Source organism: Lysobacter rhizosphaerae (assembly GCF_054779795.1).
In genome coordinates this window covers 1-17,834 of record NZ_BAAGXO010000005.1, presented here as the reverse complement: position 1 = coordinate 17,834, position 17,834 = coordinate 1, and the positions used below count along the sequence as shown (strand labels likewise).

Annotated in this window: 22 protein-coding genes; 11 read left to right on the top strand and 11 right to left on the bottom strand. The window is 64.4% G+C overall.

Annotated elements, in window-relative coordinates:
• Positions 1-36: 36 nt before the first annotated feature.
• A complete protein-coding gene (locus tag ACYVGE_RS09040) occupies positions 37-552 on the top strand; it encodes a MarR family winged helix-turn-helix transcriptional regulator (protein ID WP_460729174.1) in 516 nt (171 codons plus the stop codon).
• On the opposite strand, the gene ACYVGE_RS09035 is transcribed toward ACYVGE_RS09040, so the two are convergent.
• Together ACYVGE_RS09035 and ACYVGE_RS09030 are read right to left on the bottom strand one after the other, a co-directional pair.
• Positions 504-1,541, bottom strand: coding sequence for an esterase/lipase family protein (locus ACYVGE_RS09035; protein ID WP_460729170.1), 1,038 nt, complete (start codon positions 1,539-1,541; stop codon positions 504-506). The genes ACYVGE_RS09040 and ACYVGE_RS09035 overlap by 49 nt on opposite strands.
• Before the next feature lie 101 nt (positions 1,542-1,642).
• Complete coding sequence (locus ACYVGE_RS09030; protein ID WP_460729168.1) at positions 1,643-2,584, bottom strand: GlxA family transcriptional regulator; 942 nt, start codon at positions 2,582-2,584, stop codon at positions 1,643-1,645.
• Positions 2,585-2,695: 111 nt separating this feature from the next.
• Between ACYVGE_RS09030 and ACYVGE_RS09025 the strand changes: the two genes are divergently transcribed.
• The 8 genes from ACYVGE_RS09025 to ACYVGE_RS08990 all read left to right on the top strand — a co-directional run bounded on the left by ACYVGE_RS09025 (position 2,696) and on the right by ACYVGE_RS08990 (position 10,478).
• Positions 2,696-3,502, top strand: a complete 807-nt coding sequence (locus ACYVGE_RS09025) for an SDR family NAD(P)-dependent oxidoreductase (RefSeq protein WP_460729166.1) — start codon at positions 2,696-2,698, stop codon at positions 3,500-3,502.
• 65 nt (positions 3,503-3,567) lie between these two features.
• Positions 3,568-4,677 (top strand): HlyD family secretion protein, encoded by a 1,110-nt coding sequence (locus ACYVGE_RS09020; RefSeq protein WP_460729164.1) that lies wholly within the window; start codon positions 3,568-3,570, stop codon positions 4,675-4,677.
• Positions 4,674-6,248 carry a DHA2 family efflux MFS transporter permease subunit gene (locus ACYVGE_RS09015; RefSeq protein ID WP_460729162.1) on the top strand — a complete coding sequence of 525 codons (1,575 nt, stop codon included), beginning with the start codon at positions 4,674-4,676 and terminating at the stop codon, positions 6,246-6,248. The genes ACYVGE_RS09020 and ACYVGE_RS09015 overlap by 4 nt, the downstream gene beginning before the upstream one ends.
• 356 nt (positions 6,249-6,604) lie before the next feature.
• Positions 6,605-7,021, top strand: a complete 417-nt coding sequence (locus tag ACYVGE_RS09010) for an organic hydroperoxide resistance protein (protein WP_460729160.1) — start codon at positions 6,605-6,607, stop codon at positions 7,019-7,021.
• A 78-nt stretch (positions 7,022-7,099) separates the two neighbouring features.
• Positions 7,100-7,798, top strand: a complete 699-nt coding sequence (locus tag ACYVGE_RS09005) for a cytochrome c biogenesis CcdA family protein (protein ID WP_460729158.1) — start codon at positions 7,100-7,102, stop codon at positions 7,796-7,798.
• A gap of 2 nt (positions 7,799-7,800) precedes the next feature.
• Positions 7,801-8,340, top strand: coding sequence for a thioredoxin family protein (locus tag ACYVGE_RS09000; protein ID WP_460729156.1), 540 nt, complete (start codon positions 7,801-7,803; stop codon positions 8,338-8,340).
• A 63-nt stretch (positions 8,341-8,403) separates the two neighbouring features.
• Positions 8,404-9,144, top strand: a complete 741-nt coding sequence (locus ACYVGE_RS08995; protein ID WP_460729154.1) for a response regulator — start codon at positions 8,404-8,406, stop codon at positions 9,142-9,144.
• Positions 9,141-10,478, top strand: coding sequence for a sensor histidine kinase (locus ACYVGE_RS08990; RefSeq protein ID WP_460729152.1), 1,338 nt, complete (start codon positions 9,141-9,143; stop codon positions 10,476-10,478). The genes ACYVGE_RS08995 and ACYVGE_RS08990 overlap by 4 nt, the downstream gene beginning before the upstream one ends.
• Positions 10,479-10,533: 55 nt before the next feature.
• Here the strand turns inward: ACYVGE_RS08990 and ACYVGE_RS08985 are convergent, their stop codons facing one another.
• Together ACYVGE_RS08985 and ACYVGE_RS08980 are read right to left on the bottom strand one after the other, a co-directional pair.
• Positions 10,534-10,770, bottom strand: coding sequence for a tautomerase family protein (locus tag ACYVGE_RS08985; RefSeq protein WP_460729150.1), 237 nt, complete (start codon positions 10,768-10,770; stop codon positions 10,534-10,536).
• 50 nt (positions 10,771-10,820) lie between these two features.
• Positions 10,821-11,141 carry an SDR family NAD(P)-dependent oxidoreductase gene (locus tag ACYVGE_RS08980; protein ID WP_460729172.1) on the bottom strand — a complete coding sequence of 107 codons (321 nt, stop codon included), beginning with the start codon at positions 11,139-11,141 and terminating at the stop codon, positions 10,821-10,823.
• Here ACYVGE_RS08980 and ACYVGE_RS08975 point away from each other — a divergent pair.
• Positions 11,118-11,276, top strand: coding sequence for a hypothetical protein (locus ACYVGE_RS08975; protein WP_460729148.1), 159 nt, complete (start codon positions 11,118-11,120; stop codon positions 11,274-11,276). The genes ACYVGE_RS08980 and ACYVGE_RS08975 overlap by 24 nt on opposite strands.
• Positions 11,277-11,535: 259 nt before the next feature.
• Complete coding sequence (locus tag ACYVGE_RS08970) at positions 11,536-12,210, top strand: type 1 glutamine amidotransferase domain-containing protein (RefSeq protein WP_460729146.1); 675 nt, start codon at positions 11,536-11,538, stop codon at positions 12,208-12,210.
• Positions 12,211-12,336: 126 nt separating this feature from the next.
• Here ACYVGE_RS08970 and ACYVGE_RS08965 read toward each other — a convergent pair whose 3' ends face one another.
• The 7 genes from ACYVGE_RS08965 to ACYVGE_RS08935 form a co-directional block, all read right to left on the bottom strand.
• A complete protein-coding gene (locus tag ACYVGE_RS08965) occupies positions 12,337-13,092 on the bottom strand; it encodes an HvfC family RiPP maturation protein (RefSeq protein ID WP_460729144.1) in 756 nt (251 codons plus the stop codon).
• Positions 13,082-13,942 carry an HvfB family MNIO-type RiPP peptide maturase gene (locus ACYVGE_RS08960; protein ID WP_460729142.1) on the bottom strand — a complete coding sequence of 287 codons (861 nt, stop codon included), beginning with the start codon at positions 13,940-13,942 and terminating at the stop codon, positions 13,082-13,084. Before ACYVGE_RS08960 ends, ACYVGE_RS08965 begins: the two co-directional genes overlap by 11 nt.
• Before the next feature lie 93 nt (positions 13,943-14,035).
• On the bottom strand, positions 14,036-14,497 hold the full coding sequence (locus tag ACYVGE_RS08955; protein WP_460729140.1) for an HvfA family oxazolone/thioamide-modified RiPP metallophore: 462 nt from the start codon (positions 14,495-14,497) through the stop codon (positions 14,036-14,038).
• A 226-nt stretch (positions 14,498-14,723) separates the two neighbouring features.
• Complete coding sequence (locus tag ACYVGE_RS08950; RefSeq protein WP_460729138.1) at positions 14,724-15,206, bottom strand: HvfA family oxazolone/thioamide-modified RiPP metallophore; 483 nt, start codon at positions 15,204-15,206, stop codon at positions 14,724-14,726.
• A 233-nt stretch (positions 15,207-15,439) separates the two neighbouring features.
• Positions 15,440-16,114: an HvfX family Cu-binding RiPP maturation protein gene (locus tag ACYVGE_RS08945; RefSeq protein ID WP_460729136.1), complete on the bottom strand. Its 675-nt coding sequence runs from the start codon at positions 16,112-16,114 to the stop codon at positions 15,440-15,442.
• A 291-nt stretch (positions 16,115-16,405) separates the two neighbouring features.
• A complete protein-coding gene (locus ACYVGE_RS08940; protein ID WP_460729134.1) occupies positions 16,406-17,032 on the bottom strand; it encodes a cysteine hydrolase family protein in 627 nt (208 codons plus the stop codon).
• Positions 17,033-17,330: 298 nt separating this feature from the next.
• Positions 17,331-17,777 (bottom strand): MarR family winged helix-turn-helix transcriptional regulator, encoded by a 447-nt coding sequence (locus ACYVGE_RS08935; protein ID WP_460729132.1) that lies wholly within the window; start codon positions 17,775-17,777, stop codon positions 17,331-17,333.
• Between the last annotated feature and the right edge of the window lie 57 nt (positions 17,778-17,834).

Genomic DNA, 17,834 nt, shown 5'->3' with positions numbered 1-17,834 from the left:
CGTGATAAGCTATTCATCACCAAATTGCTGATCCGCATGGATTTTCAGGAGCCACCCATGGACATGAACCGGCCGATTCCCCTGGACCGCCAGCTTTGCTTCTCCCTGTACGCCACCAGCATGGCCATCACTCGGGCCTACAAGCCGCTCCTGGATGCCCTGGGCCTGACCTACCCGCAGTACCTCGTCCTCAACGTGCTCTGGGAAGAGGACGGCCAGACGGTCAGCGCCATCGCGTCACGGCTGGCGTTGGAGTCGAGCACCATCACCCCGCTGGTGAAGCGGCTGGAACACGCCGGTTTCGTCGAACGGCAACGCAGCGCGACGGACGAGCGCCAGGTGCACGTGCGATTGACGCAGTCCGGCCGGGACGTGCGCGCGAAGACAGGCTGCCTGGTCGAGAGGCTGTTGCAGCGCTCGGCAATGACGCGCGAGGAACTCGCCGCCCTCAACCAGCAGGTGCAAAAGCTGCGCAATTCACTTGCGACGTCGTCGTGTGCGAGTCAGACCAGCTTCGCTGGAGATTGCGCGGAGCCCGGTTCGAACTCATAACGTTCGATGAGATCTTCCCGAAGAATTCGCAGCACTTCCGCCACCGCTTCGTCGTGGTCGTAAAGGTCGTGCCCCGATTCCACTACCAGGGTCGATGCCGCGCCTGGAAGGATGGCGCTACTGAGCGGCACCGCACCATCACCTTCCGGCTCACTCCCTGGAAGGACGCCGGCAATGGTGTGATAGGGAATGCCTGCAGGCATTAGTGACTGGCCAGCGCGACGAACCGGTTGTGATGTCTGCAGGCTGGTAATGCTGTTGAACCTGGCCTTTTGATAGTTCACGCGCAATTCCTCCCGCACCATGTCGGGGTGGTCACGTGCAAAACGGCTCAGCGACTGTATTTCCGGAGCCTTTCCACCAATCAAGGCGCGGAACAACCGCCCGAGCCATCGATCAGCGCTGGGGCTGCCCTGGTGTGGTGCCGCCATGAAAATGGCCCGGGAAACGCCCGGATAGGGCTGGAATCGGAAGACGCTTTCAATATCGGCCCCATTCGCCGCGTTTATCCGCACAGTCTGTGGCGGCACGGTGAATGCGGCGGACCATAGCGCATCGCCACTTTCCACACACAGCATTCGCGCGACCACGCCGCCAAGGCTGTGTCCGATCAACACCAGGCCCGATCGCGCAGGGGCATTGCCTTTGGGGTCGAGCACATTCCACGCATCGTCGAGATAGCGCTGTACGCGGCGGCGTATCACCAGCATCGGTGCATCGGCGCGATAGAGCACATGCCACACCTGGAAGCGGGCGCGGAGTTCGGGAGTGTCGCGCAGCTCATTCGACAGTCGCTCCCACGCGAGTGGGCTGCCTCCCAAGCCATGAATCATCACGATCGGACGCTTGTCCGGATCGTAGTCCTCCGGCAGGTACAAGCCTGCGTGACGGCCAACCTCGCTGCCAAGCAGGCGCCAGGCGGCGCGCAGCCTGATGATGCTAAGCGAATGCCTCGCGCCGACAGTTCCGCTGGCGAGATGGGTGCGCATCGGACCATCCGAACTCAGTAACGGAGATGCCAGCTCCCGGCGTACGGGCCGTGAATCGAGCGGATTTATTGCTCGATTGAATTATATGACCTCCAGTCACCCTAACCTGCCGCCAGGCGGGCGTTGCGCCGCATGACTTGCGGCGGCTGACCAAACGTCCGCAGGAACGCACGGCGCATCCTTTCCGGATCGGCGAAGCCAGTCTCGTTCGCCACTTCTTCCAGAGTGTGGCGGCTCTGTTCGATCATTACCCGCGCTGCTTCCACACGCAGGTGCTCGACCGCCTTCGCCGGCGATTGCCCGGTTTCGGCACGGAATGCGCGACTGAACTGGCGCGGGCTCAGGTGCGCGGCTTCGGCCAGCTCTTCCACGGACAGTGGCGCGCGCAGATTGCGGCGCGCGTACGCCAGTGCGCCCTGGATGCGATCGGACGTGGCATCCATCTCCAGCAACGCCGAATGCTGCGACTGGCCACCTGCGCGGCGGTGATAGACGACCATCTTCTGCGCCACGACACGGGCGAGCTCGATGCCGAAATCCTTCTCGATCATGCCCAGCGCCAGGTCGACACCGGCACTCATGCCAGCCGACGTCCAGACATTGCCGTCAATGATGAAGATGCGGTCGTCCTCGACGTGCGCCTTCGGGAACTGCTTCTGCAGGTTGCGCGCATGGACCCAATGGGTGGTGACGCGCCGCCCGTCCAGCAGCCCGGCTTCGCCGAGGATGAAGGCGCCGGTGCAGACCGATGCGATACGACGCGTGGATTCGGCGGCCTTTTGCACTTGCCTGATCAGCCCAGGGCTGGACGGTTCCGGACGCAGCCGGCCGCTGACGATCAGTGTGTCGAGCTTCTGCCGCGCCAGCGGGCGCGTCTCGATCGACATCCCGAACGAATTGGGCACCGGGCCACCCTGCTCCGACAACAGTCGGATGCCGTAGAGCGAGTCTTTCGTGCTGGCGTTCGCGAGCTCGAAGGCCGACGCGGCCGCCAGCCCCATGATCTGGAACCCGGGTGGAAGAGCGAAGCCGATGGTGAGCATGGCCGGAAATACGGGTATGACCTGAAACGAGGTATATATGACATTTACGCCACGGTCAAGCGAATCTACATTCTCGACCGCACCCGGCGACCGCCGGTCATATGAACCGCCATGAACACCACCACCCACAAAGGCACTGCGCTGATCACGGGCGCCTCCTCGGGCATCGGCGCCCTGTATGCGGAACGCCTCGCCCGCGCCGGCCATGACCTGATCCTGGTCGCCCGGCGCGCCGACAAGCTGCGCCAACTGGCCGAAGAGCTCACCAACCGCACCGGCCGCTCGGTCGAAACCGTCGCCGCCGACCTCACAGACCCGGCCGATCTAAGCAGGATCGAAGCCCTGTTGAAGCGCGACGCAAGCATCACCGTGCTGGTCAACAATGCCGGCGTCGGTGCGACGACACCGTTGCTGCTATCCGACGTTGCCGACATGGAGCGGATGATTACGCTCAACGTCAACGTGCTGATGCGCCTGGCGTATGCCGCCGCCCCGGGCTTCGTCGCCCGCGGTACCGGCACGATCATCAACATCGCCTCGGTCGTCGCATTGGCCCCCGAGCTTCTCAACGGCGTGTACGGCGGCAGCAAGGCGTTCGTCCTCGCGTTCTCGCAGTCGCTGCAACACGAACTGGCCGACAAGGGCGTGCGCGTGCAGGCAGTCCTGCCGGGTGCCACCGCGACCGAGTTCTGGGACGTCGCCGGCATGCCGGTCGAGCACCTGCCCCGCGAGATCGTGATGTCGGCCGAAGACATGGTCGATGCCGCGCTGGCCGGCCTCGCCCAGGGCGAAGTGGTGACCATCCCCGCCCTGCCCGATGTTGCCGAGTGGAATGCATACGAGCAGGCCCGCAAGGCGATGGGGCCGAGCCTGTCGCGCGCCGTGCCGGCGCTGCGCTACGCCGCCAACGACCAATGACCGGAACCGGCGGCCTGGGCACCGATCCGCACAGGCCGCCGCGGACAAAGAATCCAGGTGTCGCCATGACCAACTTATCCGCCGTCGGAACTCTCCCGGAAAACACGGAGGTTCCGAATGTCCCCAAGTCCCGCAAGAGCATGCTCGTCAAGGCACTTTCTGCCACCGCGGCGATCGCCGTCGGCCTGTACGGGCTGCATTGGTGGAACGTGGGCCGTTTCATCGAAGACACCGATGACGCCTACGTCGGTGGCGACGTCACCGTAATCGCACCGCGGGTCTCGGGTTACATCGCCCAGGTGGCGGTGCACGACAACCAGCGTGTCCGCGCCGGCGACCTGCTGTTCCGCATCGATGACCGCGAGTTGCGAGCCGCGCTGGCCAAGGCGGAAGGCGCCGTCGCCGCACAGGAAGCGTTGCTGGCGAACCTCGATGCCACGACGCACCTGCAGGACGCGGTCATTCGACAGGCACGCGCCAGTATCGACGTGGCCGCTGCCGAGGGCGTGCGGTCCAGGGACGACCAGGCCCGTTACGCCTTGCTGGCAGGGCAACAACTCGTGTCCCTGGAGAGCGCACAGCGCGCCGACGCCACCTATCGCACCGCATTGGCCAACACCGAGCACGCGCAGGCGGGCCTGAGCGCGGCGGAAAGACAGATCGAAGTGATCGCCTCGCAGAAGCGCCAGGCCGAAGCCGCCCTCGTGCAGGCGAAGGCCGAACGCGATGCGGCACAGCTACTGGTGGGCTACACCGAAGTGCGCGCGCCGGTGAATGGCGTGGTCGGCAATCGCCGCGCCCGCCTCGGCGCCTATGCGGCGGCGGGCGGACAACAACTCGTCATCGTCCCCGCGAACGGCCTGTGGGTCGATGCCAACTTCAAGGAAGGCCAGCTCGCACGCATGCATGAAGGTACGCCGGTCGAGATCCGCGCCGACATCCTGCCGGACAAGGTCTTCCACGGCCATGTTTCGAGCCTGGCGCCGGCGACGGGCGCACAGTTCAGCGTGCTGCCGCCGGAGAACGCGACGGGCAACTTCACCAAGATCGTGCAGCGCGTACCCGTGCGCATCGTCCTGGACCCGAAGGACGGGACGCTCGGCCTGCTGCGTCCGGGACTTTCCGTCGCCGTCGAGATCGACACCCGCGGGAGCCAGGGCAAGGGGACGTTGTGAACGCGACCACCCTGCCGCTTGCCTTACCGGCCATTCCGGCCGTGCCAAGCGTTGCGCAGAAGGTGTTGGCCTTCGCAACCATGTCCCTGGGCATGTTCATCGCACTGCTCGACATCCAGATCGTGTCGGCTTCGCTGCGCGACATTGGCGGCGCTCTTTCGGCCGGTGCGGACGAAACGGTGTGGGTGCAGACCAGCTATCTGATCGCCGAGATAGTCGTGATTCCGCTATCGGGCTGGCTGTCGCGCGTGTTTTCCACGCGCTGGCTGTTTGCGGCCTCGGCGATTGGCTTCACGGCCGCAAGCCTGCTGTGCGGCTTTGCCTGGAACATCCAGAGCATGATCGCGTTCCGCGCGCTGCAGGGTTTCCTCGGCGGCTCGATGATCCCGATGGTATTCACTTCGGCTTTCATCTTCTTCGATGGCAAGCAGCGAGTACTCGCTGCTGCAACCGTCGGCGGCCTGGCTTCGCTTGCGCCGACGCTGGGGCCAACGCTGGGCGGGTGGATCACCGAGCATGCGTCGTGGCACTGGCTGTTCTTCATCAACCTGGTGCCGGGCCTGTTCGTCGCAATCATGGTCCCGATCCTCGTCAACATCGACAAGGCGGATCTGTCCCTGCTGCGCGGCGCGGACTACCTCGGCATGATCCTGCTGGCGCTGTTCCTGGGCTGCCTGGAATACACGCTGGAAGAAGGCCCACGCTGGGACTGGTTCGGCGACGGCACGATCCAGGCCACGGCGTGGATCGCCGCGATCGGCGGCGTTGGCTTCATCGCCCGCACGCTGACGTACGCCAATCCGCTGGTCGATCTGCGCGCGCTGCGGGATCGCAACTTCGCACTCGGGAGCTTCTTCTCCTTCGTCACGGGCATTGGCCTGTTTGCCACGATCTATCTGACGCCGCTGTTCCTGGGACGTGTGCGCGGCTACAGCGCGTTGCAGATCGGCGAAGCGGTGTTCTCGACGGGCGTGTTCCAGATCATCACCGTGCCGTTGTACTCGTGGCTGGCGCCGCGCGTCGACCTGCGCTGGATCATGATGACCGGGTTGGCGATGTTCGCCATCTCGATGTGGGAATTCTCGCCCATCACCCATGACTGGGGCGCGCAACAACTGCTGTTCCCGCAGGCGCTGCGCGGCATGGCACAACAACTCTCGGTCGCGCCGATCGTGACGCTCACGCTGGGCGGCCTGGCGCCGGCGCGCCTCAAGGCCGCCTCGGGTCTGTTCAACCTGATGCGCAACCTCGGCGGTGCCATCGGCATCGCGGCATGCGCAACGCTGCTCAATGACCGCACGAACCTGCACTTCTTCCGCCTGGCCGAACACCTGAACAGCACCAACGAGGCGATGAACCTCTGGATCGCAGGCGCAACCGAACGCCTGGGCACCGTAGCCCCCGAGGCGGTGCTTCGCCCGCTCTGGCAGATCACCTACCGCGAGGCGCAGACGCTCGCGTACTCGGATACGTTCCTGGCGGTGATGGCGTGCTTCGTGCTGACCACCGCCATGGTGCCGTTGATGCGGAAAGTAGCGCCGCTTGGCACGCCGTCTCCCGATTCGCATTAAGGCGCGGGCGGTCCGACTCGACAGTGCCGACTCGTCGAAGAGTCCAGCCGCTGCACCAGCCCGGTCATGAAAGCGTCCAGCGCATCCGCAGGGCGCGCCGTTCAGCCGTAGCGCCCGGGCGATCAGTGCGTGATCAGCGCTCGCCGCGATATCGAGCGATGCGGGGTTTGTACCGGCATGTATCAGCGGCTGCTCCGCATACACAACCTTGCACAAGCGCGGGTTTTTGAACACATCCGCTGCAAACGGCCTTGAAAGACTTCCCACATCGGCCGACCCACCCCCAATGCCGATTGCTCCAAGCCTTAGGGGGGTGGATCCACGAAACCAAACCACATCACACAGGAATCATCGCCATGATCAACCAGATCGAAAAAGTGCTCTACACGGGCAAGACCCACACCACCGGCGGCCGCGAGGGCAAGTCGCGCAGCTCCGACGACCGGCTGGACATCAAGCTTTCTTCGCCCGGTACCGGCACCGGCACCAACCCGGAGCAGCTGTTTGGCGCGGGCTGGTCTGCCTGCTTCCTCAGCGCGATTGGAATCGCGGCTGCCAAGCTGAAGGTCACTCTCCCCGCCGATAGCGCCGTCGACGCCGAGGTGGATCTCGGCAACACCGGAGATGCCTACTTCCTCGGCGCGCGCCTCAACGTCAGCCTGCCGGGCCTGCCGCGCGATGTCGCCCAGCAGCTTGTGGACGCCGCCCACCAGACCTGCCCGTACTCCAAGGCCACCCGCGGCAACATCGACGTCGAGATCAACCTGGTCTAGTTCCGGCATTTCCGGCACTGGCCTGCCCTCCGGCAGGCCAGTTCCCGGCTTACGAACTCCAGCAAGAGGACACGCCAAGTGATCGAGTACGCACTGGCCGGCGCGGCCGGCATGGCCACCATCGCCTCGCCCTGCATCCTGCCGATGTTGCCGATCGTGCTGGCTACTACCGCCGGACGCAGCAAGGTGGAACCCCTGCTGACCATCGCCGGTTTCGTTGCCACGTTCGCCGCGGGTGGAATCCTGATCGGCGCATTGGCGGCTTCCTCGGGCGAACTGCAGCAGGCCATCCGTACCGGCTCGATCCTGCTCCTGCTCGTCGCCGGCCTGGCCTGCGTCTGGACGGCGCCGTTCGATTGGCTGGTGATGCGCGTGCGTGAGTGGCGCGCCCGCCGTGGCGGCCTTACATCGCGACCGACGGAGGGCAGAACCGGCGCCTTGCTGGTGGGCGCTTCCCTGGGCCTGGCATGGACGCCCTGTGCGGGCCCGGTATTGGCTTCGGTACTGGCGCTCGCGGCCAGCTCCCACGCCCCTGGCAAGGCCACCGCCCTGCTCGGCATCTACGCCATCGGCGCCGGTCTGCCCATGCTGGCGATCGCCTATGGCGGCAATTGGGTGTCGGCGCGCCTCTCCTTCTTCAATCGCCGGGCCAACCTTTTCCGCATGACCTTTGGTGCCATCGCCATCGCGGTTGCCCTGCTCCAGCTTTTCCACTACGACATAGCCTTCACGGCCTGGGCAACGCAGTGGCTCCCCTCCTTTTCGACAGGACTTTGAACGTGCTCAAGCTCATCATCACCTTCCTCGCCGCCTGCCTGTGCGCCGCCTCGTGCACCGCGGGCACCTTCGACGATCCGGTCCAGCCGACCAGCAGCGCTCCCGCGCCCATGGCCCCGGAATTCACGGGAATCAACCACTGGATCAACAGCGCGCCGCTCACGCTGCAGCAGCTGCGCGGAAAAGTCGTCCTGGTCGAGTTCTGGACCTACGACTGCATCAACTGCATCCACGTACTGCCCCACATGAAGCAGCTGCATGAGCGCTACGCGGCACAAGGCCTGGTGGTAGTCGGCGTGCACACACCCGAGTACGGCCACGAGCGGATCCTTGGCAATCTCGAGAGCGCGGTGAAGCGATTCGGCATCCGCTATCCTGTCGCGCAGGACAACGACTACAAGACCTGGGACGCTTTCGGCAACCAGTACTGGCCGGCGCAGTACCTGATCAACCAGGACGGTCGCATCGTTTACCGGCACTTCGGCGAGGGCGGTTATGCCGATACGGAGGCCAGGATCCAGCAGCTGTTGGACAAGCGCTAGGCACGTGGACAGGACACATCGGCGGCGACTCGCCGATGCGTCAAGCAGCCGGGACCTCATCCTATGGAACATGTTGATCACATCCTGGTCGTCGACGACGATCGCGAGATCCGGCAGATGGTGGCCGACTACCTGAAGAAGAACGGCCTGCGCGTATCGATGGCGGGCGACGGACGCGAGATGCACGCCGTCCTCGAGACCACCGCGATCGACCTGATCGTGCTCGACGTGATGATGCCCGGCGAAGACGGGCTGGTGCTCTCCCGCAACCTGCGCGCCAGCAAGCACCGATCGATTCCGATCCTGATGCTGACAGCCCGCGATGACGAGACCGACCGCATCATCGGGCTGGAAATGGGCGCCGACGATTACGTGGTCAAGCCGTTCTCCTCGCGCGAGCTGCTCGCGCGGATCAAGGCAGTGATCCGGCGTACGCGGATGCTGCCGCCCAACCTGCAGGTTACCGAGATGAGCCGGGTGCTCGCCTTCGGTAAATGGCGCCTGGACACGACTGCGCGCCATCTGGTCGATGAGCAGGAGGTGGTGGTCGCGCTCAGTGGCGCGGAGTACCGGTTGCTACGGGTGTTCCTCGATCACCCGCAACGCGTGCTGAGCCGCGACCAGCTGATGAGCCTCACCCAGGGGCGCGATGCGGAGCATTTCGACAGATCGATCGACCTGCTGGTGAGCCGCCTGCGCCAGCGCCTGCTGGATGACGCGCGCGAACCGGCCTACATCAAAACGGTACGGAGCGAGGGCTATGTGTTCAGCTTGCCGGTCACCCTCGTGGGCGACGACTCATGAGCATGCAAGCGAGCTCGTTGTCACGCTGGCTGCCCAGGACGATGACGTCGCGCCTGTACCTGATCCTGTTTGCAGGTTTGTTCGTCGCCCATGCGCTGTCGTTTGGCATGCTCTTCTACGAGCGCTATGTCACCGCCACATCGATGATGCTCAGCAACTACGAGCGCGATATCGGGACATCGGTGGCGGTGCTCGACCATATTCCCGCATCCGAACGCGAACACTGGCTGCCCATCCTCGAACGCCGCACCTATCACTACATTCTCGGGCCGGGCGAAGCCGGAGGAGCGTTGACCAGCGAGCGGGCCAAAAACATTGCCAACCTCACTTCGCGCGTGCTGGGCAGCAAGTACCCGATCCAGGCGGGCGCCATTTCGGACACGCCGGAACGCTTCCAACTCCATCTCAAGCTGAGCGACCGTAGTCCGCTGACCATTGAAGTGGCTCCCTCCGCCCTTCCGATCGCGCAATGGCTGCCGTACGTACTCGCGGCGCAGCTGCTGCTCCTGCTTTTCTGCGCCTGGATGGCGGTCCGGCTGGCGACTCGGCCGCTCGCGCGCCTGGCCAGCGCCGCCGAGTCGCTCAGCCCCAGCGGCGACGGACCGCGCCTGCAGGCAGACGGCCCGGTCGAAGTCGCCAAGGCGATGGTCGCCTTCAACGCAATGCAGGACCGCATCGCCCGCCACCTGCAGGAGCGCCTGCAGATCCTGGCCGCGATCTCGCACGATCTGCAGACACCGATCACGCGGATGAAGTTGCGGACCGAAGCGATGGACGATTCACCGGAGCGTGGAAAACTGATCGACGATCTCGCTCAAATGGAACACCTGGTTCGCGACGGCGTTACTTATGCGCGCAGCGTTCATGGCGCCTCCGAGCCGCCCCAGCGAGTGGACCTGGATGCATTCCTGGACAGCCTGGTCTTTGATTACCAGGACACCGGAAAGCCGGTCACCCTGTCGGGCCACATCGGGCGGCCGGTGACCACGCGTCCGCAGGCCTTGCGTCGGATAGTCGGCAACCTTGTCGACAATGCGATCAAGTACGCCGGTGCCGCTGAAGTGAACACACAAGCCGGCGAGGGATCGGTTTCGATCGCGATCCTCGATCGCGGCCCCGGGATTCCGGAAGATCAGCTGGAGTCGGCCATGCAGCCCTTCTATCGCCTGGAGGCTTCGCGCAACCGCGACACCGGTGGAACCGGCCTGGGCCTGGCCATTGCCCAGCAACTCACGACGTCGATCGGCGGATCGTTGACGCTACGTAATCGTAAGGATGGAGGTCTCGCGGCCACCATAACGATCAAGGATCCGGGTCAGGCCTCGATCGCGTAGCGCGAGATGGTGGTTCGTTCGGGCAAGAGACCAGAACGAACAGCATCCAGTTGTCCTACCTGGTTCCGGCCTGCCGCTGTCGTCGAAATTCGAGAGCGGGCAATCCACCCCAGCCCCAGTTTTCCAAGGGGACTTCTTCAATCACCACGAAGGTCGAGTCGAGCGGCTTGTTGAGGACGTTCAGCAGTACTTCGCTGATGCCCTTGATGAGCAATGCCTTCTCTTCCGGCGTGGGTGCGTCGCGATCGGGACTGGTTCCTTCACGCGTAATTTGTACATTGACCATAGGCATGATCGTTCTCCTGGTTGGCCCGGGGCGAGGAATGCCCCCGCCCCGCTGCTTTAGTTGGCGCTCTGCCCATCGTCGACGTGCAGGATCTCGCCCGTCACGAACCCAGCCGACTCGAGGTAGATAACAGCCTGGGCTATGTCGCTGATTTCACCCATTCGGGCTACCGGGTGCAGCGCAGCCAGCCTCTCGTGCGTATCGGGCGCATGCAAGGGCGTCTTGATGATTCCAGGCGACACCGCATTCACGCTGAAGCCGCACTTGGCATACTCGATGGCCAGCGACTTGGTCGCGGCATTGAGTCCGCCCTTCGTGAGCGACGCCAGCACGGACGGAACGCCATCGATCGCATGGTCGACGAGGCTCGTCGTGATGGCGACGACATGGCCGCTGCCCTGCTTTTCCCGCAGACATTCTTCCGCTCCGCGATGGAATCGCAGGCCTTGGCCGCGTCGACGCTACGACAAGGCAATGAGTCGAACAGCCTCGGCCGCATCACCGGGTGCTAACCCAATCGGCGATAGAAGTAGCGGGCGTCAGCCGACGCCAATGGATGTGGTGAATGGACCCACTCCACACGCAAGACGCACGCCAAAGCTGCGCGTCCGCTGGTTTCTGGGCTCGCCCGCGCAGCGCCGTTTCGCTAGCTCACCCGGACGACGACGAACCAGCGGGAATGCGGGTGGCACACGGAAATCGGCGCCGAAGTCAGCTGACTACCTTGGATTTTCCGACGATTCTTCGAAATCAATCTCAGGAGAAACTCAAGTGAAGGTACTCATGGTTCTAACTTCCCACGACACGCTCGGCAACACCGGGGAGAAAACCGGATTCTGGCTGGAGGAGTTCGCATCCCCCTACTATGTCTTTACCGATGCGGGAGCCGACGTCACGGTGGCCTCGCCCAAGGGTGGACAGCCGCCGATAGATCCCAAGAGCGACGACCCGGCCAACCAGACACCGGCCCAGAATCGCTTCAAGGCCGATGCAAAGGCGCAAGCAGTCCTGGCCAATACCCATCGGCTGGACACGATATCGGCGAAAGATTACGACACCGTCTTCTACCCTGGCGGCCACGGCCCCATGTGGGACCTCGCGGAAGACCCGGTCTCGATCAAATTGATCGAGAGCTTCTACAACAACGGCAAGCCCGTTGCCGCGGTTTGCCACGCCCCCGCGGTGCTTCGGCACGTCGAGTACAAGGGCGAGCCCATCGTCAAGGGAAAGCGGGTTGCGGGATTCACCAATTCGGAGGAAGAGGCGGTGCAGCTGACGAAGGTCGTGCCGTTCCTTCTCGAGGATGAGCTCAAGCGCCTCGGTGGTCGATTCGAGAAAGTCGACGACTGGCAGAGCCTGGCGGTTGTCGACGGCCATCTGATCACCGGGCAGAACCCCGCATCATCCGAAGCCACAGCCAAGGCATTGCTCGGCGTCCTGGGCTAGGCGAAGGCCTGATTCCGCCGCGGTTACCCGGCGTCAAATGCGCCGGGAGGAATCGACGAGCCTTTGTCCAAAGGCCAAGGTCTCGTGGCGTGGGTTCGTGCTCGCGTTTCAACGGTGATTGATTCGTTACTCTGCCGCCGTGCGAGTTCCCAGGATCACACCTTGCGCGCGCAGCTGCTGCAGCAACAGCAAGCCGTTCGCCTGCACTTCGGCTGGATCGGCGCCAGTTTCCGCCGCCAATGCAGCCAGGTGCTCGCGGCCGGGCGCCGGGTTCGCCTGAAGCGCGGCCAGCAGCCAATACGCCAGCGGCGCGATGCGGGCGAAGTGCACCTGGTGGGCGGCGTCGCGATGCACAAGCAGCGTGGTCGGTTCGGCGGGCGGCGCGTCCGGAACATGGCTCCGGCCGATTTCCGCGACCGGCCAGCGGTACGCCAGCGGAAGCGCGAGCGGCGACAGCAGCGGCACGCCGTCGAGCAGGTCACCTTCCGGATCGTGCTGCGGCGGCTGTGCGTCGCTGACGAACAACGCCTGCTCGACCCACTCGTAATGCGCCAGCTCAGGCAGCCACAACGGCATTCCGGGCTCACCGGCTCGCTCCTGGACGAAGTCGACGAACTCGGCGGCGATCTGCGGGAACAACGGCGTGCGGCTGCGGTGGTTGGCATAGAAGGCGCGCACCAGCGTCTTCCATTGGGCATCGCCCAGGGTTTCGCGGATCACCGGAAAACCGCCTGCCAGCAGGCTTTCGATATTGTTGAAGAACAGCTCCCGGTACACGCGGACCCGGCGCTCCTCGAGGCCCGGCGGCGGCGGATTTGCGCCCGGATCGCGCAGGTGGCGCGCCAGGGTGAACTGCTGTTCGCGCAGGGTGTCAGGCGACATGGGACTGCTCCAGCAGGCGCTGCCGGTCGGCGTAGGCCAGCTGCATCATGCGGATGCGCCCGGTCTCCTCCAGCAGTTCCTTCAGCGGCGGGAAGTTGAAGTCGCGCTCCAGCAGCGTCGGGCGCACGCCAAAGCGGCGGTAGGCGCTGGCCAGCAGCGCCCAAACGTCCGGCTTCACCGGCGCGCCGTGCGTGTCGACCTTCAGGTCGATGGCCTCGTCGAAGTGGCCGGCGATGTGGTACTGGGCGATGCGCTCGCGCGGCAAGCGCGCCAGGAATGCTTCGGCGTCGTAGCCGTGATTGATCGAATTGACGTACAGGTTGTTGACGTCCAGCAGCAGGTCGGTGTCGGCCTCGACCAGGACGGCGTTGATGAAATCGATCTCCGCCAGCGCCTGGTAAGGCGCGGCGTAGTAGGAGACGTTTTCCACCGCGATGCGCCGGCCGAGCACGTCCTGCACCTGGCGGATGCGCGCGGCGACGTGACGGATCGCCTCATCGGTGAAAGGAACGGGCATGAGGTCGTAGAGCTGCCCGTCGTCTGACGTGTAGCTCAGGTGTTCGCTATAGAGCGCGACGCCGAAGCGGTCGTTGAACTCGCGCGTGCGCTGGAGCAGGTCCATGTCCAACGGCTCGGTGCCACCCAGCGACAACGACAGGCCGTGCGCGCTGATCGGGAAGCGCGCCGCAAGCTGCGCCAGCTGCTCGCCGAACTGCCCGCCCACGCCGATCCAGTTATCCGGCGCGACTTCGAGGAAATCCACCGCGCCGTCCTTCATGGCCAGCAGTTGCGGCATGAGGCCGCGGCGCAAGCCCAGGCCGGCGGAAGTGGGAGAACTGATGGTGCGCATCACGATGTCCTGGGGAAAAAGGCGCCCCCTCGTGGGGGAGAGAGAATCGAGGGGGCGCAAGGGGGACTACAGAGCGGTAATGCCTTGCTCGTCTTACTTGGCGTAGCTGGCGAACAGGCCGACCGGAACCGTCTTGCCGTTGGATTCGAAGGCGCGCTTGACGTTCTCGTAAGCCTCCTTCTCGCTGATGTAGCCGTCGCTGCTCTTGTCGATCTGGGCGAAGTAGGTGTCGCCACCCGGCACGACGGCGAGGAACTCGGCCTTCGAGACGCGACCGTCATCGTCGGTGTCGGTCTGGGCGAAGCGGGCGTCGCCGCACTTGCCTTCGCCGCACTTGCCTTCGGCGGCCTTCGTAGCAGCAGCCTGCTTCACCGGCTTGGCTTCATCGGCGCCACACTTGCCTTCACCGCACTTGCCTTCGGCGGCGGCGTGGCTCGCGGTCACCATGTAGCCCTGCGCGAGCGGCTGCACTGCGAACGCGGAATTGCTGAGGACCAGGCCGGCAAGAGCGACGCCGAGCATGCCGACGGTGTTACGGGTGTTGTTACGTGACATTGCATTTCTCCAGGGGGATGCGGCGTGGCCGCTTGGGGTGCGCCGAATGGCGCGATTTGAAATCTGGGTTTGGGGGAACCTTGGTGGTGACATTTCAGGGCTCGGAGGTATCGCGCGGATGTCGCGTAGCCCATGGATTTGTCTGGAAAGTTCTCTACCCGGGCGGCCGATACATTCGGATACAAATCGGAGCCCGACGCCGGAACTACCTACCAGCGGTGCTGGATTACTTGCCTTGGAACTCCTTGAAGCGACCGGCCGGCAACGACTTGCCATTGGCTTCGTAGAGGGCCTTGATCGACTCGTAGGACTCGCTCTTGGCGATGAAGCCATCGCCGTTTACGTCTTTCTTGGGAAATTCGGCGATACGTTCCGGCGACGCCGCCAGGAACTCGGCACGCGACACGCGCCCGTCGTCATCGGTATCGACCTGGGCGAAATGGTCATCGCCGCACTTGCCTTCACCGCACTTGCCTTCAGCGGTCGTCTTCACGGCTGCGGTCTTCGTCGGCTTGGCTTCATTGCCGCCGCACTTGCCTTCGCCGCACTTTCCTTCGGCGGCGGCGTGGCTGGCGGCGACCATGTAGCCCTGCGCGAGCGGCTGCACGGCGAACGCGGAACTGCTGAGGACCAGGCCGGCCAGGGCGACGCCGAGGGCGCCGACGGTGGTGCTGCGCGTGTTGCGCGTGTTGATAGTGGACATTTGCATTTACTCCGGGTGGGGTGCACCGCGGCTGCGGTGCGAATGGAGCGGAAGAGTTCCAGGGCGCTATTTCGACCCTCCGAGGTATCGCGTGGTTGTCGCCTACCCCATGGATTTGTCTGGAAAGTTGGCTGCCGGCGCGGCAGATACATCCAGATACAAACCCGGGGTCAGACGTGTGGAGCAACCAATGCGCTGCCTCGGCGAATCGAAACGGAGAGTCGGAAAGAACGGGAAGGTCAGGCCGTGACCAGTCGGCCGGCCGAACTCGCGCGGCGCCACGACCAGGTCATCAGGGCGATGCCGACGATGGCCAGCACGCCACCCGCCCACGGCAACAGCAGCGATACGGTCACGCCGATGGCGAACAGCACCACACCCCAGGCCGAGCTGTCGGCGGTTGTCGAGGCAGCTGGCGACCGATAGGCAGCGATCAGGTGGTCGAAGCTGAAGCGGCCCGCGCCGTTGAGCATCAGCGGCAGCAGCATCGCCAGGTAGATCAGCGGCAGCTTGTAGTTGCCGAAGCCTTCGTTGGTGATGGCGTAGCCCTGCCACAGTTCGGACAGGCTCGACCAGTCGGTCGGCCAGTGCACCGCATAGATCGCCACCACGGTGACCACCCACAAGGCGGCCGCGGCGTAGCGTGTACCCAGTCCGAGCAGCAGCGCCACGGCGCCGGCCAACTCCATCCACGTGGCGAGCGTCCAGTTGACGTTCGGACCGAGCAGCGAGAACGGCAGCGGGAACTTGTCGCCCAGGTCGGCGAACCAGTTCTGTCCCTGCAGCTTCTCGCGGCCGGCTTCGAAGAATTCCCAGGCCAGCAGGGCGCGCAGGCCGAGCGGGGCCAGCCACTGGCCCACGCCATCGATGCGGGACATCAGGGGGAGCTGGCTGTGGTTGTCATGGTTGGACATCGCGGTTTCCTCGGGCTGGTGGGCCCTGCATTTCAGGTGCCGCCATTTCGAGGTCGCGAGGTATCGCGCGGGTGTCGCGCAACCCATGGATTTGTCTTGAAAGTTAGCCGCCGCTGGCGCGGATACATCCAGATACAAACGGATGGGCTTATGTCTCGAAGCCGAGACTGGTCATGGCGCACCGATGCCTTGGACAGTGCATGTCGCGAGGCGACGTAGTTGAGCTGGTCGCGCGGCGCGGCGGCGACGCCGCCGTCGTGCAGTTGTGTCGTCGCCAACCCCGCGATGAGCTCAGTCCCGGGTCAGGTTCGCGACGAGTTCGTCAGTGGTCGTGATGACGTGAGCGAACGTGGGGCCGTTCAGTTCGTGGGCGGCATGCATCATGTCGTGCCGGAAGGCGGCGGTCGCATCGCGCACCAGCGTGACGTGATAGCCGAGCTCCGACGCGTAGCGGGCGGTGCATTCGATGCAGGTGTTGGCCAGCAGGCCAACGACGATCACGTGGGTGATGCCTTTCTGCTTGAGTTGGAAGTCGAGGTCGGTATTGGCGAATCCGCTCGAGGCCCAATGCTCGGAAACGATGGTGTCGCCGGCCTTGGGCGTGAAGTCCGGGTGCCATTCGCCGCCCCATTCGCCGCGGGCGAAGTGATGGCCTTTCATGACCTTGAGCTGGTTTGGATTCGGATGGTCCCAGCCTTCGTAGTCACCCGGCTCCCAGCGGCGGTGCGGCACGATGAAGACGGGAATGTTGCGCGCGCGGACGGTGCGGTCGAGGGTGCGCAGGTTGTCGAGCAGGCCAACCTCGTTGGCGATCGGCGCGATGAGCGGGTAGACCTTTCCGCCTTCCGACAGGAAGTCGTTGTAGGGATCCACCAGCAGATAGGCGGTCCGGTCTTTCGGGTAGTCGACGTGGGACATGGGGGAGTCTCCTGGTGGATAGGGCGACCTGGCGGTGTGGGTCGCCTGGCATGAGGCGATCAGTCGACGGCGCGCTGGTTGGGGTGGCGTGCGCGGTTGTGGGGCCAGGCCATCAGATGGATGCCTGGAATCCGCTTGCGCTATTTCCAGTCAGATCCTCTTCGAGGATTCTGTCGCAACGGCGCGCGGGTCCTTGATCTCGTGATCGGAGTCGATGATCAGGGTCGAACTCGCGCAGTCGAGCTTGCGCTTTCCAGCGGCGAGAATCAGGCGAGCTGCTTGGTCTCCGTTTGTCAGCTCAATCCGCTGTCGACGCCGCAAGTGCATTGCGCAGCCTTTGCACCTGCTGGTTGAGGGCGGCGAGTTCCTCGCGCGTCATTGCCGATCGCTGCAACAGCCTCTCGACCAGGCAGCCTGTCTTCGCGCGCAGGTCGCGGCCGGACTTGGTCAATCGCACATGCACCTGTCGCTCGTCCGCCGCGCTGCGTTGCCGTTCGACGAAACCGGCGTGTTCCAGCCGCTTCACCAGCGGGGTGATGGTGCTCGACTCCAACGCCAGTCGCGCCGCGATGGCGCTGACCGTCTGGCCGTCCTCTTCCCAGAGCACGTTGAGGACGAGGTACTGCGGGTAGGTCAGGCCAAGGGCGTCCAGGAGCGGCTTGTAGGCCCGAGTGATGGCCATGCTGGTCGCGTAGAGGGAGAAGCAAAGCTGGCGGTCCAGGGGAATCGGCCCGTTCATGTCCATGGGTGGCTCCTGAAAATCCATGCGGATCAGCAATTTGGTGATGAATAGCTTATCACG

Bases quoted from the DNA above. Each gene is read 5' to 3' on its own strand.
- ACYVGE_RS09040 (WP_460729174.1), top strand. From the start codon at position 37: ATGGATTTTCAGGAGCCACCCATGGACATGAACCGGCCGATTCCCCTG.
- ACYVGE_RS09035 (WP_460729170.1), bottom strand. From the start codon at position 1,541: ATGCGCACCCATCTCGCCAGCGGAACTGTCGGCGCGAGGCATTCGCTT.
- ACYVGE_RS09030 (WP_460729168.1), bottom strand. From the start codon at position 2,584: ATGCTCACCATCGGCTTCGCTCTTCCACCCGGGTTCCAGATCATGGGG.
- ACYVGE_RS09025 (WP_460729166.1), top strand. From the start codon at position 2,696: ATGAACACCACCACCCACAAAGGCACTGCGCTGATCACGGGCGCCTCC.
- ACYVGE_RS09020 (WP_460729164.1), top strand. From the start codon at position 3,568: ATGACCAACTTATCCGCCGTCGGAACTCTCCCGGAAAACACGGAGGTT.
- ACYVGE_RS09010 (WP_460729160.1), top strand. From the start codon at position 6,605: ATGATCAACCAGATCGAAAAAGTGCTCTACACGGGCAAGACCCACACC.
- ACYVGE_RS08995 (WP_460729154.1), top strand. From the start codon at position 8,404: ATGGAACATGTTGATCACATCCTGGTCGTCGACGACGATCGCGAGATC.
- ACYVGE_RS08990 (WP_460729152.1), top strand. From the start codon at position 9,141: ATGAGCATGCAAGCGAGCTCGTTGTCACGCTGGCTGCCCAGGACGATG.
- ACYVGE_RS08985 (WP_460729150.1), bottom strand. From the start codon at position 10,770: ATGCCTATGGTCAATGTACAAATTACGCGTGAAGGAACCAGTCCCGAT.
- ACYVGE_RS08975 (WP_460729148.1), top strand. From the start codon at position 11,118: ATGGTCGACGAGGCTCGTCGTGATGGCGACGACATGGCCGCTGCCCTG.
- ACYVGE_RS08965 (WP_460729144.1), bottom strand. From the start codon at position 13,092: ATGTCGCCTGACACCCTGCGCGAACAGCAGTTCACCCTGGCGCGCCAC.
- ACYVGE_RS08960 (WP_460729142.1), bottom strand. From the start codon at position 13,942: ATGCGCACCATCAGTTCTCCCACTTCCGCCGGCCTGGGCTTGCGCCGC.
- ACYVGE_RS08955 (WP_460729140.1), bottom strand. From the start codon at position 14,497: ATGTCACGTAACAACACCCGTAACACCGTCGGCATGCTCGGCGTCGCT.
- ACYVGE_RS08950 (WP_460729138.1), bottom strand. From the start codon at position 15,206: ATGCAAATGTCCACTATCAACACGCGCAACACGCGCAGCACCACCGTC.
- ACYVGE_RS08945 (WP_460729136.1), bottom strand. From the start codon at position 16,114: ATGTCCAACCATGACAACCACAGCCAGCTCCCCCTGATGTCCCGCATC.
- ACYVGE_RS08940 (WP_460729134.1), bottom strand. From the start codon at position 17,032: ATGTCCCACGTCGACTACCCGAAAGACCGGACCGCCTATCTGCTGGTG.
- ACYVGE_RS08935 (WP_460729132.1), bottom strand. From the start codon at position 17,777: ATGGACATGAACGGGCCGATTCCCCTGGACCGCCAGCTTTGCTTCTCC.